Source organism: Microbacterium sp. NPDC090007 (assembly GCF_044748345.1).
Classification (GTDB): Bacteria; Actinomycetota; Actinomycetes; order Actinomycetales; family Microbacteriaceae; genus Microbacterium.
In genome coordinates, this window is record NZ_JBIVFV010000004.1 from 34,484 (window position 1) to 47,950 (window position 13,467).

14 protein-coding genes and 2 tRNA genes are annotated in these 13,467 nt (G+C 71.2%); 8 read left to right on the top strand and 8 right to left on the bottom strand.

The genetic code is table 11. The features are described 5' to 3' along the window. Positions 1-5 precede the first annotated feature (5 nt). Positions 6-614 (top strand): YitT family protein, encoded by a 609-nt coding sequence (locus ACIPVB_RS13230; RefSeq protein WP_400369506.1) that lies wholly within the window; start codon positions 6-8, stop codon positions 612-614. Between the two features lie 123 nt (positions 615-737). Here ACIPVB_RS13230 and ACIPVB_RS13235 read toward each other — a convergent pair whose 3' ends face one another. Next, positions 738-947, bottom strand: a complete 210-nt coding sequence (locus tag ACIPVB_RS13235; protein ID WP_400369507.1) for a methyltransferase — start codon at positions 945-947, stop codon at positions 738-740. Positions 948-1,049: 102 nt separating this feature from the next. On the opposite strand from ACIPVB_RS13235, the gene ACIPVB_RS13240 reads away from it, so the two are divergent. The 6 genes from ACIPVB_RS13240 to ACIPVB_RS13265 all read left to right on the top strand — a co-directional run bounded on the left by ACIPVB_RS13240 (position 1,050) and on the right by ACIPVB_RS13265 (position 3,200). Continuing rightward, positions 1,050-1,122 (top strand) — tRNA-Arg (locus ACIPVB_RS13240). 37 nt (positions 1,123-1,159) lie between these two features. Further along, entirely contained in the window at positions 1,160-1,786 is a 627-nt protein-coding gene (orn, locus tag ACIPVB_RS13245; RefSeq protein WP_400369508.1) for an oligoribonuclease, read from the top strand. A gap of 36 nt (positions 1,787-1,822) precedes the next feature. After that, a tRNA-His gene (locus tag ACIPVB_RS13250) sits at positions 1,823-1,898 on the top strand. Positions 1,899-2,041: 143 nt separating this feature from the next. Next, positions 2,042-2,422 carry a metallopeptidase family protein gene (locus tag ACIPVB_RS13255; RefSeq protein ID WP_400369509.1) on the top strand — a complete coding sequence of 127 codons (381 nt, stop codon included), beginning with the start codon at positions 2,042-2,044 and terminating at the stop codon, positions 2,420-2,422. After that, complete coding sequence (gene clpS, locus ACIPVB_RS13260; protein WP_400369510.1) at positions 2,422-2,721, top strand: ATP-dependent Clp protease adapter ClpS; 300 nt, start codon at positions 2,422-2,424, stop codon at positions 2,719-2,721. The genes ACIPVB_RS13255 and clpS overlap by 1 nt, the downstream gene beginning before the upstream one ends. Further along, positions 2,718-3,200 (top strand): DUF2017 family protein, encoded by a 483-nt coding sequence (locus ACIPVB_RS13265; RefSeq protein WP_400369511.1) that lies wholly within the window; start codon positions 2,718-2,720, stop codon positions 3,198-3,200. The genes clpS and ACIPVB_RS13265 overlap by 4 nt, the downstream gene beginning before the upstream one ends. Before the next feature lie 15 nt (positions 3,201-3,215). Here ACIPVB_RS13265 and ACIPVB_RS13270 read toward each other — a convergent pair whose 3' ends face one another. From ACIPVB_RS13270 to gatC, 6 genes are all read right to left on the bottom strand, one after another. Continuing rightward, positions 3,216-3,809, bottom strand: a complete 594-nt coding sequence (locus ACIPVB_RS13270) for a hypothetical protein (RefSeq protein ID WP_400369512.1) — start codon at positions 3,807-3,809, stop codon at positions 3,216-3,218. After that, positions 3,784-4,104, bottom strand: a complete 321-nt coding sequence (locus tag ACIPVB_RS13275; protein WP_108318698.1) for a hypothetical protein — start codon at positions 4,102-4,104, stop codon at positions 3,784-3,786. Before ACIPVB_RS13275 ends, ACIPVB_RS13270 begins: the two co-directional genes overlap by 26 nt. Positions 4,105-4,168: 64 nt before the next feature. Beyond that, positions 4,169-5,425, bottom strand: coding sequence for a DNA polymerase IV (locus ACIPVB_RS13280; RefSeq protein ID WP_400369513.1), 1,257 nt, complete (start codon positions 5,423-5,425; stop codon positions 4,169-4,171). Positions 5,426-5,584: 159 nt separating this feature from the next. Then, positions 5,585-7,102 (bottom strand): Asp-tRNA(Asn)/Glu-tRNA(Gln) amidotransferase subunit GatB, encoded by a 1,518-nt coding sequence (gene gatB / locus ACIPVB_RS13285; protein ID WP_400369514.1) that lies wholly within the window; start codon positions 7,100-7,102, stop codon positions 5,585-5,587. Beyond that, entirely contained in the window at positions 7,102-8,622 is a 1,521-nt protein-coding gene (gene gatA, locus ACIPVB_RS13290) for an Asp-tRNA(Asn)/Glu-tRNA(Gln) amidotransferase subunit GatA (RefSeq protein WP_400369515.1), read from the bottom strand. The genes gatB and gatA overlap by 1 nt, the downstream gene beginning before the upstream one ends. 49 nt (positions 8,623-8,671) lie before the next feature. Beyond that, a complete protein-coding gene (gene gatC, locus ACIPVB_RS13295) occupies positions 8,672-8,971 on the bottom strand; it encodes an Asp-tRNA(Asn)/Glu-tRNA(Gln) amidotransferase subunit GatC (RefSeq protein WP_400369516.1) in 300 nt (99 codons plus the stop codon). A 114-nt stretch (positions 8,972-9,085) separates the two neighbouring features. On the opposite strand from gatC, the gene ACIPVB_RS13300 reads away from it, so the two are divergent. Beyond that, positions 9,086-10,768: a long-chain-fatty-acid--CoA ligase gene (locus ACIPVB_RS13300; RefSeq protein WP_400369517.1), complete on the top strand. Its 1,683-nt coding sequence runs from the start codon at positions 9,086-9,088 to the stop codon at positions 10,766-10,768. Between the two features lie 239 nt (positions 10,769-11,007). Here the strand turns inward: ACIPVB_RS13300 and ligA are convergent, their stop codons facing one another. Beyond that, positions 11,008-13,419 (bottom strand): NAD-dependent DNA ligase LigA, encoded by a 2,412-nt coding sequence (gene ligA, locus ACIPVB_RS13305; protein WP_400369518.1) that lies wholly within the window; start codon positions 13,417-13,419, stop codon positions 11,008-11,010. Between the last annotated feature and the right edge of the window lie 48 nt (positions 13,420-13,467).

Genomic DNA, 13,467 nt, shown 5'->3' on the forward strand with positions numbered 1-13,467 from the left:
GACGCATGCTTTCCCGCGTCACCCGTCTCCTGGTCGGTCTCGTGCTCTACGGCTTCGGTTGCGCGGTCACCGTCGCCGCCGGCCTCGGCGTCGACCCGTGGACCGTCTTCGCGCAGGGCGTCTCCCGCGTGAGCGGGATCGGCCTCGGCTGGATCACCAACCTCATCGGCCTGGGCGTGCTCCTGCTGTGGATCCCCCTGCGTCAGAAACCGGGGGTGGGCACCGTCGCCAACATTCTGCTGGTCGGAACGAGCCTGCAGCTCGCACTCGGCGTCCTCCCCCATCCCCAGGCGTTCTGGGCCCAGGCGCTCATGCTCGTGACGGGTGTGGTGCTGGTCGCCGTGGGCAGCGGCCTGTACATCGGCGCGCACTTCGGACCCGGCCCCCGCGACGGGTTGATGACCGGCCTCAACGCCCGCTTCGGTTGGCCGATCTGGGCGTGTCGGCTGACCGTCGAGGGCAGCGTGCTCATCCTCGGGTGGCTTCTCGGGGGAACGGTCGGCATCGGCACCGTCGTCTTCGCCCTCGGCATCGGTCCCCTGGTCCACGTCGCGCTTCCGCTGCTCGCCTCCCGACGCCCCGGCACGCAGAAGCCTCGCGTCGCCCGCGTGTGAGGCGCGCGTCGACATCGCGATCACGGATCGCGCCTCGACAGCGCGCAGACCGCGCCGACGGCCCCGCGTACGCGGGTCCGCCCGTCCGAACGACGTAGGACCCGCGTCAGCCGTCGGCCCCGGTCAGTGCTCCCGGAACTCCGGGCGATCGCTCCCGGGCTTCAGGTGCGCGTGCAGGGCGTTCTTGGCGATCTCCATCGAGGGGTACACCCCGAGTCGCTCGTCCTTGCCCGCCATGTGGACGCTGTAGCCCTCGGCATCCTTCTGGATCTTCCCGACGACGCCCACGGGTCCGTGGGCGACCCAGAGGCGGCGTGTCACCGTTTCCGACATGAGTGCTCCTTCGCTCTCGTTGGCCCGGAGATTACGCCCCCGCTCCCACCGCCGCCAGGGGCTGGTGCGGCGCCCAGCCGACGGTGGATATCCTGGGGAGGACCCCCAGTAGCTCAGTGGATAGAGCAGCGGCCTTCTAATCCGCCGGTCACACGTTCGAATCGTGTCTGGGGGACCGGGCCCCGCAGCCGGGCGATCACTAGGATGTGGGGATGGTAAACGCCTCCGAGAACGACCGGCTCGTCTGGATCGACTGCGAGATGACCGGGCTCGACCTCGCGGTCGACGAAATGGTCGAGATCGCCGTCGTCGTCACCGACTTCGAGTTGAACGTGCTCGACCCCGGTTTCCAGATCGTCATCAAGCCCGACGCGTCGGCCCTCGCGAACATGGGCGAGTTCGTCACCGATATGCACCGGTCCTCGGGACTGCTCGACGAGATCCCGAACGGGGTGAGCCTGGCGGATGCCGAGTTCCAGACCCTCGAGTACATCCAGCGTTTCGCTCCCGTCGAGGGCAGGGCGCCGCTGGCCGGCAACACCATCGGCACCGACCGTGCATTCCTGGCGAAGTACATGCCGCGTGTCGACCGGTGGCTGCACTACCGCAACGTCGACGTCTCGAGCATCAAGGAGCTCTCGCGCCGCTGGTACCCGCGCGCCTACTTCCAGGCTCCGGCCAAGAACGGCGGCCACCGCGCCCTCGCCGACATCCGCGAATCGATCCGCGAGCTGGCCTACTACCGAGCCGCGGTGTTCGTCCCCCAGCCCGGGCCCACGAGCGACGAGGCCAAGGCCGTGTCGGCGTCGGCCGTGTCGTCGTTCACCCTCGACGTGTGACATAATCTTTCAGTTGTCTTCTTCGGAAGACGCATGGTGGCTATAGCTCAGTTGGTAGAGCACCGCGTTGTGGTCGCGGGGGCCGCGGGTTCAAGTCCCGTTAGCCACCCCAGCATCGACGAAGGCCCGGAAGAGCACCGCTCACCGGGCCTTCGTCGTTCGAGACGGCCGTCCTGGCGCGCCGTAGAATCAGACCGGATGCCGCGCCCCGACACCGCGATCCATCACCGGCCCGAACACCCCGGGAGGCCCGTCATGACCGACGATATCGACGCGCCCCCGGTCCTGGGTCTGGATGCCGCCGCGTTCGAGCGACTCGTCGTCGACGAGCTGGATCGCCTTCCGGACGACATGGTCGACGGCCTCGACAACGTCGTCTTCGTCGTCGAGGACCGCCCCGAGGACGGCTCGCTCGATCTGCTCGGCCTCTACGACGGCTGGGCTCTCACCGAGCGGGAGCGCTACGGCGGCGTCGGGGAGCTGCCCGACCGCATCATCGTCTACCGCGAGCCGCACCTGGCGGTCTGCGCCGATGAGGGCGAGCTCCGTGACGAGATCCACACCACCCTGGTGCACGAGATCGCGCACTTCTACGGCATCGACGACGAGCGCCTGCACGAGCTGGGGTGGGCGTGATGGCGGGCACCGCCGCGCCCGACCTCGACCTCGATCTGGAGGGCCGGGTGCAGTCGTCGCCTCCGTCGGGGTGGCAGACGGTCGTGTGGAACGACCCCGTCAACCTCATGAGCTACGTCACCCACGTCTTCCGCTCCTACTTCGGATTCGACGCGGCCACGGCGCACCGGCTGATGCTCGCCGTCCATCACGACGGCCACGCGGTCGTCGCCCGCGGTCCGCGCGAGGTCATGGAGGCGCACACGCAGGCCATGCACGACTACGGCCTCTGGGCCACCGTCCGGAGGGACCCCGCGTGAGCGAACGTATCGTCGTCCTCGAGATCAGCGGACTCGAGGCGCTGCATCTGGCCGGGATCGTGGGCCAGTTCCGCGACCTGCTCGTCGACTCCCGCTCCGACAGCGACCCCGCGGTCCAGCGCCTGCTCCCCGACGCCTATCCCGACGATGCGGCCTCCAGCCGCGAGTTCCGGCGCCTCACCGGCGGCGATCTGCTGGGCCGGCGCGGTGAGGACGCCGAGACCGTCCTGCGCACGCTCGGTAGCGACGGCGGCGGCCCCGATCCCGAGAGCGACCCCGACGCCACCATCGCCGTGGCGCTCGGCGAGACCGAGGCCCTGGCGTGGATGCGGACCCTCGCGGCCGTTCGCCTCGTGCTGGCGGAGCGGCTCGGCATCCGCACCGATGACGACCACCAGCCCGAGGATCCGCGCTTCGGCGTCTACGACTGGATCGGCTACCGCCTCGACGGCCTCATGACGGCCCTCGACCGCGACTGAGCGCCGACGCGGCGGTCAGGGGACGCGGACGACGACCTGGGCAACGGATGCCGGGTCGTGCGCGGCGATGTGCGCATCCTCTTGGCGCGCCCAGCGCTCCCACTGCGGCCGGTAGGTGTCTCCGTCGCGGTCGAGCGCCCGCGTGCGCCGCGATACCGGGGGCGACTCGACCCAGACGGACACGTCGCACAGGCGTGCCACCTCGGGGGTGAGCAGCCCCGCCCCCTCGACGATCAGGGGGAGCGACGGATCGACGGCATGCGCCTCCGCGCGGGCATCGGCGTCCCAGTCCCACCGCTGCCACACGCCGAGCAGCCCTCGGGCATGCGGACGCAGGATCGTCTCGCACGCGTACTCCACGCCCGCGGTCAGACCGTCCCATCCCGGGTAGACGTCGTCGAGGGCGACCAGCTGGACGCGACCGGGGCCCGGCCAACTCGCCACGAGACGGCGCGCCAGCGAGGTCTTTCCCGCGCCGCTGCGCCCGTCCACGACCACCGCGGGGTTGGACGCGCCGACGGCCTCGACGCACGCCCGCACCGCCGCGACCGCGGCGGAGAGGGCGTCGTCGACCGGGTCCGCGTTACTTCTTGAGGGCGCGGATGACACGGCTGAGGGCGCGACCGGCGACCCACACGAACGGGATGCCGACCGCGAGCAGCGCCACGAGATTCGGGTCGAAGCGCAGGTCGTCGCCTCGGCGGATGTAGGCGCCGAGCGGGAGCGTGTACCCGCCGCCACCGCCGCCGCCGTTGCCCTGCTCGTCGGAACCGCCGCCGTAGCCGGCCCAGGTGAGGGCGACGGGGACGATGCGGACGCCGTCGACGTCCTGCTGCTCGCCGTATGCGGAGGTGACTCCGAAGCTCGTGGCCTGCTTGCCGAGTTCCAGTGCGATGTTGGGCATGGACCCGAGCGTACCGGCCCGCCCGGGTGCGGCCCAGGGGCGTTGCGCGCGGCGTCCGGCCGTGTCAGTGGTCGTACGAGGGTCGAGGGTTGGTGGGCAGCGCTCCCCCACCGCGCGAGGGTCCGAGCAGCGACCCGCGGGTGACCGCTCCGCGTCCGAATCGCGCCGCCGCCCCGTCGAGGGCCCCCTCGACGCGCCGCCATTCGGCATCGTCGTCCCACAGCGTGGCGGCCATCGCCGCCGGCTTCAGCTTCTCGCCCCGCACCCCGACCAGCCGCACCGCCTGGCGTCGGTCGATGGAGTCGAAGAGCTCGATCGCCGCGTCGCCGATGCGCTGGCCGACGGATGTGGGTTCCGGAAGCGTGCGCGAGCGGCTGAGCGTGGTGAAGTCGGAAAAGCGCACCTTGATCGAGATCGTCGACGCCTCGTACTGCTGCGTCCGCAGGCGCGCTCCGACGCGGTCGGCGAGGCGACGCAGTTCGACGTGCAGTGTGCGCGTGTCGGAGATGTCGGCGTGGAACGTCTCTTCGTGTCCGACGCTCTTCTCGCTGCGCCCGGTGTGCACCTCTCGCGCGTCGATCCCCCGCGAGAGGTGCCAGATGCGCTCGCCCATGGCAGAACCGAGCACCCGGTCGAGCGCGGGTCGCGGGGTGTCGAGGATGTCGGAGATGAGCCGGATGCCGCGGGACTCGAGCGCTTCGGCGGCCTTGGGGCCCACTCCCCACAGCGCGCGCACCGAACGCGGTCGGAGGAACGCCTCGGTGTCGGCCTCGGCCACGACGAGCAGCCCGTCGGGCTTGGAGATCGTGGACGCCATCTTGGCGACGTGCTTGGTCGCGGCGACCCCGATGCTGCAGGTGAGGCCGGTCTCCGCCTTCACCCGGGCCCTCAGGTCGCGGGCGATCGTGCCGGGGCTCCCCCACAACCGCCGGGCGCCGCGCACGTCGAGGAACGCCTCGTCGATCGACAACGGCTCGACCAGCGGCGTGACGTCGTGGAAGATCGCCATGACCTGCCGCGACATCTCGGTGTACCGGTGGTAGGGCGGATTGACCACGATCGCGGTCGGGCACAGTCGCAGCGCGATCGACACGGGCATGGCTGATCTGACCCCGTAGCGACGGGCCTCGTACGACGCGCTCGACACCACTCCCCGCCCCTCGGATCCGCCGATGATGAGGGGCTTGCCGGCGAGCGACGGATCGTCGAGCACGGCGACGGATGCGAAGAAGGCGTCCATGTCGACGTGGAGGATTCCGGTGCCCGTGTCATCGGCGTCGGGGCGCGAGACGAGGCGCCCCGTTCCGTCACCGCGTCCCATGGCATCCATTCTCCCCCGGACCACCGACATCGCGCGCGGTCGCCGGGCGCCGGACGGCGCACGCGACGCGGGCGGGATGAAACGCCGCTGCGCGCAGGAAGCGGAACGGATGCCACGGCCCGGCCCCGCGAGGGAGCCGGCGCCGCGGCATCCGGTGTCTTACAGGGCGGCGGCGCGCTCCAGCACGAGCTCGCGCACGCGCGCGGCGTCGGCCTGGCCCTTCATCGCCTTCATCACCGCGCCGATCACGGCCCCGGCGGCCTGGACCTTGCCATCGCGGATCTTCGCGAGCACGTCAGGCTGCGCGACCAGGGCCTCGTCGATGGCGGCGATGAGCGCACCGTCGTCCGAGACGACGGCGAGACCGCGGGCGTCGACGACCTCTTGCGGCGATCCCTCGCCGGCGATGACGCCCTCGAGAACCTGACGGGCGAGCTTGTCGGTGAGGGTTCCGGCATCCACCAGCTTCTGCAGCGCCGCGACGTTCTCGGGCGAGACGAGGTCGGCGGCGTCGCGGTCCTGCGCGTTGGCCACGCGCGTGATCTCGCCCGTCCACCACTTGCGCGCGGCGGCGGGTGCGGCGCCGGCGGCGATCGTGTCGGCGACCGCGTCGAGCAGCCCGCCGTTGGCGACGTCCTGGAACTCCAGATCGGTGAAGCCCCATTCCGCCCTGAGGCGGCGCCGACGCGCGGCGGGCGGCTCGGGCAGAGCGGCGCGCAGCTGCTCGATCAGCTCCGGCGCGGGCACGACCGGCAGCAGGTCGGGCTCGGGGAAGTACCGGTAGTCGTCGGCATCCGACTTGGGACGACCGGGAGAGGTGCGACCGGTGTCCTCGTGCCAGTGACGCGTCTCTTGCGTGATGGTCCCGCCCTTGGCGAGGATCGCGGCCTGACGCTGGATCTCGTAGCGCACCGCGCGTTCGACCGAACGCATCGAGTTCACGTTCTTGGTTTCGGTGCGGGTGCCCAGCTTCTCTTGACCGCGGGGGCGCAGCGAGACGTTGGCGTCGCAGCGCAGGTTGCCGCGCTCGAGACGTGCCTCCGAGATGCCGAGGGCCCGGACGATGTCGCGGATGGTCGCCACGTACGCCTTCGCCAGGGTGGGGGCGGAGTGCTCCGCTCCGAAGATCGGCTTGGTCACGATCTCGACCAGCGGCACACCCGCGCGGTTGTAGTCGACGAGCGAGTACTCCGCGCCCTGGATACGACCGGTCGCCCCACCCATGTGGGTGAGCTTTCCGGCGTCCTCCTCCATGTGCGCGCGCTCGATCGGGACGGTGACGATGGTGCCGTCCTCGAGTTCGACCTCGACGGAGCCCTCGAAGGCGATGGGCTCGTCGTACTGCGAGATCTGGTAGTTCTTGCCGAGGTCGGGATAGAAGTAGTTCTTCCGTGCGAACCGGCTCGACGGGGCGATCGAGCAGCCGAGGGCCAGGCCCAAGCTGATCGACGACCGGATCGCCTCGGCGTTGACCACCGGCAGCGCACCCGGCAGGCCCATGTCGACGGGCGCGACGAGCGTGTTCGGCTCGGCACCGTGGTGCGCCTCGTTCGCCGGGTTGGGTGCGGCCGAGAACATCTTGGTCGCGGTGTTCAGTTCGACGTGCACTTCGAAACCGAGCACGGGCTCGAACATCTCGAGCGCCTCGTCGAAGTCCATCAGGGCGTCTTTCGCCATCAGAGCGACGCTCCGTTCGTGAGAGAGGGGGCCTTGTCCAGCAGCGGAGCGCCCCACTGGTCCACGAGGAGCGCTTCGAGGGCCGCGCCGACGCGATACAGACGCGCGTCCTCGTGGGCGGGGGCGAGGAATTGGATGCCGACGGGCAGACCGTCCTCTTCGGCGAGACCGCTCGGCACCGAGATGCCGGGGACGCCCGCGAGGTTCGCGGGGATCGTCGTGACATCGTTGAGGTACATCTGCAGCGGATCGTCGATCTTCTCGCCGAGGCGGAACGCCGTCGTGGGCGCGGACGGCGTCGCGATGACGTCGACCTGGGCGAACGCGGCGTCGAAGTCCTGCTGGATGAGCGTGCGCACCTTCTGCGCGCTGCCGTAGTAGGCGTCGTAGTAGCCCGCCGACAGGGCGTAGGTGCCCAGGATGATGCGGCGCTTGACCTCGGGCCCGAAGCCCGCGTCGCGCGTGGCGGCCATGACGTTCTCGACGGTGGCGGCACCCTGCGGGTTCACGCGCATGCCGAAGCGCACCGAGTCGAACTTCGCGAGGTTGCTCGAGGCCTCGGCGGGCAGGATCAGGTAGTACGCGGCGACGCCGTACTCGAAGTGCGGGGCGCTGATCTCGACGACCTCGGCACCCTGCGCCTGCATCGCGACGAGCGACGCGCGGAACGAGTCCGACACGCCCCTCTGGAAGCCGCGGTCGTCGAGCTCGCGGATGACGCCCACCTTCAGACCCTTCAGCACCTCGCCGGTCGCACCCTCGCGGGCGGCGGCGGCGAACGAGGGCCATGCGTCGGACAGCGAGGTCGAGTCGTTGGCGTCGTGGCCGCCGATCACGTCGTGCAGCAGGCCGGCGTCCAGGACGGTGCGGGTGACGGGACCGACCTGGTCGAGGCTGGATGCCAGGGCGATCGCGCCGTAGCGGCTCACCCCGCCGTACGTGGGCTTGACGCCGACCGTCCCGGTGACGTGGGCGGGCTGGCGGATCGAACCGCCCGTGTCGGAGCCGAGGGCCAGGGGTGCCTCGAAGGCGGCGACGGCCGCGGCCGAACCGCCGCCGGATCCGCCGGGGATGCGGTCGAGGTCCCACGGGTTGCGCGTGGGACCGTAGGCCGAGAACTCGGTGGAGGAGCCCATCGCGAACTCGTCCATGTTCGTCTTGCCCAGCGGCACGAGGCCCGCGGCGCGCGAGCGCGCGACGACCGTCGCGTCGAAGGGCGACATGTACCCCTCGAGGATCTTCGACCCGCTGGTCGACGGCATGTCGGTGGTGACGAGCACGTCCTTGACGGCGAGAGGCACGCCGGCGAGCTCGTGCAGCTGCTCGCCCGCGGCGCGGCGGCGGTCGATGTCGGCCGCGGCCTCGAGCGCGTGGTCGCTGACGTGCAGGAACGCGTGCACGTCGCCGTCGACGGCGGCGATCCGGTCGAGGTGCGCCTGCGTCGCCTCGACGCTCGACACCTCGCCGGTCGCGAGAGCGGATGCCAGGTCGGCGGCCGTGAGGCGGGTGAGATCGGTCATCGTCCCTGCTCCTTCGCGGTGGCGGCGGGGGTGGGGCGGCTCATGCGGCTCACTGCTCTTCTCCGAGGATCGCGGTGACGCGGAAGCGTCCGTCGGCCTGGTCGGGCGCATTGGACAACGCCTGCTCGCGCGTCAGAGTGGGGCCGACGACGTCGGGGCGGAAGACGTTCTGCAGCGGGATGGGGTGGCTCGTGGCGACGACGTCGGGCGTGGCCACCTCGGAGACCTTCGCGATGTTGTCGACGATGGCGTCCAGCTGGCCGGTGAGGCTCTGGACCTCCTCGTCGCTCAGCTGGATCCGGGCGAGCACACCGAGATGGCGCACGAGATCGGGAGTGATTTCAGACACCCGCCAATCCTAGTTCGCTGCGCCCCTCGCGACCGTCCCCTCACCCGTCATCGGCGCCGTCGCCGCCTGTGGAGGGATCTGCGGGCCGCACTCCGCTCGGCCTAGGCTGACGGGGTGACGAGCTTCGAACCGCCGCGCCCCTGGACCTCGAGTTACGCCCCCGGGGTGCCGCACGACCTGGCCCCCGTGACCGGCTCCCTCGTCGACATCGTCGACGCCTCCACCCGCGACTATCCCGACGCCCCCGCGTTGCAGTTCTTCGGGCGCGAGACCACCTACGCCGAGCTGTCGGCCGACATCGCCCGCGTGGCCGGCGCGCTCGCCGCGCACGGTGTGCGGGCGGGGGATCCGGTGGCGCTCGTTCTGCCCAACTGCCCGCAGCACATCGTGGCCTTCTACGCCGTGCTGCGTCTGGGGGCGGTCGTGGTCGAGCACAACCCGCTCTACACGCCGCGCGAACTGCGCAAGCAGTTCGAGGACCACGGGGCCACGCACGCCATCGTGTGGAGCAAGGTGGTGGCCACGGTGCAGGAGTTCCCGGCCGACCTGCGCATGGACACGCTCGTCTCGGTCGACGTCACGCGAGCGATGCCCTGGGCCACGAGACTGGCCCTGCGGCTGCCGATCGCCAAGGCCCGTGAATCCCGTGCGGCGCTGCACGCCAAGACCCGGGATGCCGTGTCGTGGGACGACCTGCTCCGCCACGCCCCGTTGCCCGAGGCGCATCCGCGGCCGGCTTCCGACGACCTCGCGATCATCCAGTACACCAGCGGCACCACCGGCACCCCGAAGGGCGCGATGCTCACGCACGCGAACCTGCTGGCCAACGCCGCCCAGGCGCAGGCGTGGACGCCGCAGATCGTGCGCGGCGAGGGATGCGTCGTCTACGCGGTGCTGCCGATGTTCCACGCGTACGGCCTGACCCTCTGCCTCACCTTCGCCATGTCGATGGGCGCCCGACTGGTGCTCTTCCCCAAGTTCGACCCCGACCTCGTCCTCGCGGTCACCAAGAAGCACCCCGCGACGTTCCTCCCCCTCGTCCCGCCGATCGCCGACCGGCTGCTGAAGGCCGCGACCGATAAGGGTGTGTCGCTCGCGGGCACCGACATCGCCATCTCGGGTGCGATGGCGCTGCCGCACGAGCTCGTGGTGCCGTTCGAGCAGGCGACGGGCGGCTATCTCGTCGAGGGCTACGGCCTGAGCGAGTGCTCCCCCGTCCTGATGGCCAACCCGGTCGCCGACAACCGGGTGGCGGGGACGGTGGGACTGCCCCTGCCGGGCACCGAGTGCCGCGTCGTGGACCCCGAGGATCCCCGCACCGATGTCGAGCGCGGAGAACTCCTCGTCCGCGGTCCGCAGGTGTTCTCGGGCTACTACGGCAAGCCCGACGAGACCGACGCGGTGTTCGTCGACGGGTGGTTCCGCACGGGCGACATCGTCACGATCGACGACGACGGCTTCGTGCGCATCGTCGACCGCATCAAAGAACTCATCATCACGGGCGGTTTCAACGTCGCCCCGACCGAGGTCGAGAACGTGCTGCGTCAGCATCCCTCGGTGTCGGACGTCGCGGTCGTGGGGCTGCCCGACGCGCACGCCGGAGAGGTCGTCGTGGCCGCCGTGGTGCCGACCACGCCGGAAGAGTTCGACGCCGAGGCCGTGCGAGCCTTCGCGCGCGGCATCCTCACGCCGTACAAGGTCCCCAAGCGACTGGTCGTCGTCGACGATCTGCCGCGCTCGCTCATCGGCAAGGTGCTGCGCCGACAAGTGCGCGAGCGGTTGCTCGCGCACCGTTGACGGGTGCCGGGGTGCCGGACCGACGCCGGGGTACCGGACCGACGCCGGGGTGCCGGACCGACGCCGGGGTCCCGGACCGACGCCGTGGTGCCGGACCGGCGCCGGGGTGCCGGACCGACGCCGTCGGCCGTGCGCCCGCCCGGTCCGTCTGCGGACCGCCGCCGTGCCCGCCCCGGACCTGCTGTCGGACCGTCGGCGCCTTGGCCTCCGGACCGGGAAAGCGGTCCCGGGGCGCCCTCTCACGCCGACGGCGCGGGCTCGCCCTCGGCCGCGGCGTCAAGGGCCGCAGGGCCCTGCTCCACCAGCACCCGGAATTGCGCAGCGTCGAGAATACGCAGCCCCAGCTCTTCCGCCTTGGCAAGCTTCGAGCCCGCTCCCGGCCCCGCCGCGACGAAGTCCGTCTTCTTCGACACGCTCGATGCCGCCTTTCCCCCGGCGGAGATGATCGCCTCTTGAGCGCCCTCGCGCGTGTAGCCCTCGAGTGAGCCCGTCGCCACGATCGTCAGGCCGGCCAGCACTCCCCCCGCTGCCGCCGCCGCGCCCGGTCCGGGGTGACCCGGGATGGCGAAACGCACGCCCGCTGCGGTCCAGCGCTCGACGATCTCGACGTGCCAGTCGACGGCGAACCAGTCGATCACGGCGTCCGCGATGATGCCGCCGACGCCCTCGACGGCGGCGAGGTCTTCGCGCGAGGCGGCGCGGATGGCATCCAGCGACCCGAACCACTGCGCGAGGGCACGCGCGGCCACGGGGCCGACGTGCCGGATGTTCAGCGACACCAGCAGTCGCCACAGGTCTTTGGTCTTGGCCTTGTCGAGCTCGGCGACGAGTTTGGTCGCCTGCTCGGACGGGCGTACCTCGCGATAGTCCTTACGGATGCCGCGGCGCCGCCGCTCCGCCGGGTCGAGGTCCTCGCTGCCCGGCGGGTAGGTCGCGGGCCCCAGCTTCTGGAAGGGCGCGCGGCGGACCAGTTCTCCCGTGTCGGGGTCGACCTTGCGCTCGCCGGTCTCGGCGTCGCGCACGACGACCTGGATCGGCACGAGCTCGGCCACGGTCAGCTCGAACAGACCCGCCTCGGTGTCGAGGGGCGGGCGGTCGGGCACCTCGGGTTGGGTGAGCGCCGCCGCGGTGACCTCGCCGAGGGCCTCGACGTCGAGGGCGCCGCGGGATCCGATGTGCTCGACGCGCCCGCGCACCTGCGCGGGGCACGACCGGGCGTTGGGGCAGCGCAGGTCGATGTCGCCCTCTTTGGCCGGTCGCAGCGGCGTACCGCATTCGGGGCACTCGGCGGGCATGACGAACGCGCGCTCGGTGCCGTCGCGCAACTCGACGACCGGCCCGAGGACCTCGGGGATGACGTCGCCGGCCTTGCGCAGCACCACCGTGTCGCCGATGAGCACCCCCTTGACCTTGACGACGTCCTGGTTGTGCAGGGTCGCCTGGCGCACGACGCTGCCGGCGACCTTGGCCGGCTCCATCACGGCGAACGGGGTCGCCCGCCCGGTGCGACCGACTGACACGACGATGTCGATCAGCCTCGTGTTCACCTGCTCGGGCGGGTACTTGTACGCGATCGCCCAGCGGGGAGCCCGGCTGGTCGCCCCCAGCTCGTCGTGCAGTGCGAGCTCGTCGACCTTGACCACGACCCCGTCGATCTCGTGCTCGACGTCGTGCCGGTGCTCGCCGTGGTGCGCCACGAAGGAGAGCACCCCGTCGATACCGGCCTCGACGCGACTGTACGGCGAGGTCGGCAGCCCCCACCCGGCGAGGAGCTCGTAGATCTCGCTCTGCGTCGCGACCGGGGGGGCGGGCCAGGCGCCGATGCCGTGCACGTACAGCGCGAGGGAGTCGATGCGGGCCAGTCCCGCCTCGCGTTCGAGTCCGCTCTTCTTGTCGATCTGCTGGCGGAGCCCGCCGCTCGCGGCGTTGCGGGGGTTGGCGAAAGCCGGGAACCGGCGCGACGCCGCCTGCTCGGCCTTGTCGAGGTCGAAGGAGCGCCCACCGCGGCGAGAAGACGCGCGCTCTCGCGCCTCGGCGACTGCGCGCTCGCGCAGTTCGCCCTGCAGACGGTTGAGGTCTTCGAAGGCGGCCACCGGGATGAAGACCTCGCCCCGCACCTCGACCAGCGCCGGGTGACCGCTGCCCGCCAGCTCGCGGGGCACGCCGGCGACGCGCAGCGCATTGTCGGTGACGATCTCGCCGACCCGTCCGTCTCCGCGGGTGGCCGCCGACGTCAGCACGCCGTTCTCGTACCGGAGGCTGATGGCCAGTCCGTCGATCTTGAGCTCGCTGAGCCAGCGCACCGTGCGCCCGGCCGAGGCCTCGGTCTTGACGGCCCAGTCGCGCAGTTCATCGGGAGAGAAGACGTTGTCCAGGCTCAGCATGCGCTCGGCGTGCTCGATCGTGGCGAGATCGGTCACCTCGGCCGCGCCCACCGACAGCGTCGGGCTGTCCTGCCCCTGGAGCTCGGGATGAAGGCGCTCGATGGCCTCGAGCCGCTGCATCCACCCGTCGTAGGTGGCGTCGTCGACGAGCTCCGCATCGCGCCCGTAGTACGCCTCGCGTGCGTCGATGATGCGCTGCGTGAGACCGGCCGCTTCGGTGCGGGCCTGGTCGAGGGACAGGTCGGGAAGCTGGTCGAGCTCGGTCACTCCCCCAGCTTAGGCAGGGGCTCCGACATCGTTCACGGGCCTTGCGAT